The following is a 2,033-nucleotide window of genomic DNA, read 5'->3' as shown; positions in this document are numbered from 1 at the left end:
GGGTGGGCGTCGGCGTCGGGGTGGGCGTTGGCACCGGAGTGGGTGTTGGTGCTGGAGTCGGGGTGGGTGTTGGTGCTGGAGTCGGGGTGGGTGTCGGCGCTGGAGTTACCTCAGGGGTAGGCGTGGGGGTTGCTTCGGGCGTAGGGGTAGGCGTAGAACCGGGAGTTGGGATCCCTAGGATTGGTTTTACGGGTATAGGCTCTATGCGTATGGGCTCTACCTTGGGTTCGGGAGTTGGGGTGCGATCCGGCTGTTCCTGGGTATCGCGAACCGCTGGACGTGGCCACAGCAAAAAGGCGGCCAGCAAAGCCATAACGCCTAGGGATCCCCCGGCCAAGACCCACTTCAGACTGCTGCCGGAAGGCTGTAGAACCGTTTGGGGGGCAGCTTGTGGCAGAGGGCGGGTGCGGGGAGTATTAGTTCGTGGTGGTGTAGCAGGGCGAGCGACAGGGGGATCCTGAACGGTCGGGAGAGCGTTGCTGGCTGGGATCACTGTGGAGGGCGTTTTGGGAGTTTCATCCTCACTTTGGGGGGAGGGATCCGGTGTTTCCGGCGGAGCTTCTGCTGAGGAGGGTTCCCGCTCGGTGATGTAATAGGGGATCCCTGCACCTGGGGAGGGGGGAGAGACCGGCTCATCTTCGATGAGATCCAGATCCTCATCGCGGATATCTTCAAAGGCTCCAGAAGCTGATCCTGTATTGCGGGTGGTTTGGATTGGTGGCTTGGGGTCAGAAGAGGGTGGAGCATCCCGTTGAGCCTTAGCGCTGCCGGTGGGCAGGATCACAGTGCTGGCTTGGCCACTAGAGAGTTGGGTGGTTGCCGTCAGGTCATAGGCTTGCAGCAGTCGTTCCCCCAGCTCCCGCATCGTTTGCGGTCGTTCGTCTGGGTTTTTTTTCAGGCAATCCATCACCACGGCTGCTAAAGGGGGTGGGATCGGCTGGGGGGCTGCCTTCGGGTTGATCTCGATTGGGCTTTCGTAGCAATGGGCGTGGATCCAGCTGTGCAGGGAGTCGGTTTCCAGCTGAAAGGGCATGGATCCCGTCAGCATCTCGTAGAGCACCACGCCAAAGGAGTAGATATCCGAGCGGGCATCCAAGGCTTTGCCCCGTATCTGTTCGGGAGAGGCGTAGCGAGCTGTGCCGATAAATCCTCCCCCTTTTTGGGTGCCCAGGCTGAGGGTGTGATCCGCCAGGGTTTTGGCCACGCCAAAGTCGAGGATTTTCAGTTGGGGGATGAGCTTGCCGTTTTGAAAAACTTGCTCGATGAAGAGGTTGCTGGGTTTGATGTCGCGGTGGATGACACCCCGAATCTCGCGACCCTCTACCTTGGCCTGAAACGTGTGGGCAAAGTGCAGCCCCTCACAGGCCTGCAAGGCTAGTCGAACGGCTTGTCGAACCGGCAAAGCCCCTTTTTCTCGGATCAGCTTGCCCAGATCCTGCCCCTTGAGGTACTCCATCACCAAGTAGGCCTGCTCCCCCTCTTGGCCGTGATCCAAAACCTTGACGATGCGAGGATGCTGGCCCAAGAGGGTGCTGACGCGGATCTCTTCGGCAAAGCGACGGCGCAAGTCTGTCTGGAAGTCGCCCCGGCTCAGCAGCATGGGGGCATATAAGATCTTGACGGCTACCTCTTGGCCGTTGTTGTGTAAGTCTAAGGCGCGGAAGACGGATCCCATACCACCGCTACCAATTTCTTGAATCAGCTGGTAGCGGTTGCCCAAAATGCGGTTGGTGAGATCTGCGGTCATGGGTTTGCAGCTTGGAGAAGAGGAATTGCAGGGGGAATGTCCATACCATAAACCGAATTGCTGAGGTCTGCATCAGCCTAGGTCGCGGCTGAACTCAGGGATCCGGATTGGGGCCATCTGTTGGAAATGGCGGGGTTTTCAGTTGATTCTTCAAGGTGACTTCTCAGCTAGAAATCGCAGGAGCCCCGCCCTCTGTCCGTAGGACGAGGGTCGGGAGGAATGCGGAAGTTATGATAGAACCATGACCCAAGTCCTGACCGTCTCCTGCAAGCTCAAGGTGTCCCAG

Annotated in this window: 1 protein-coding gene; it reads right to left on the bottom strand. The window is 58.8% G+C overall.

The features are described from left to right. The coding region (locus NW834_RS13610) for a serine/threonine protein kinase (protein WP_414426353.1) at positions 1-1,747 on the bottom strand (1,747 nt) is incomplete at its 3' end. Between the last annotated feature and the right edge of the window lie 286 nt (positions 1,748-2,033).

It is taken from the genome of Synechococcus sp. R60.1, from assembly GCF_047461835.1.
GTDB lineage: Bacteria > Cyanobacteriota > Cyanobacteriia > Thermostichales > Thermostichaceae > Thermostichus.
The sequence above is the reverse complement of the archived record's forward strand: the minus strand, read 5'-3'. Positions and strand labels throughout refer to the sequence as shown.